Annotated in this window: 1 pseudogene; it reads left to right on the forward strand. The window is 48.0% G+C overall.

Annotated features, from left to right (window positions below):
- Positions 1-17: 17 nt before the first annotated feature.
- Positions 18-223 (forward strand): annotated as a pseudogene (locus DXD25_RS16535) (hypothetical protein); the annotation flags it as partial.

Here is a 223-nt window from a genome sequence, read left to right on the forward strand (position 1 = left end):
AAAAAATAGTAATGGTAATGCTACTGCCCACTACCCTGGTGGCAAACGCATACGCCGGAACGGTTAGCGATAGCTTGCGGACTACGCTCTATTATCGCTCAGGCTATTCATTATTAGAACTCTCCTATATGGATAATGCCGCCAAGCTTGAAACCCTCAAGCAGGGAATCAGAAGCATCGGGGACAACCCCAACACGGTGCTGCAGCATATCAAGATCCTTTC

This window comes from Prevotella sp. TF12-30, assembly GCF_003436715.1.
Lineage (GTDB): Bacteria > Bacteroidota > Bacteroidia > Bacteroidales > Bacteroidaceae > Prevotella > Prevotella copri_A.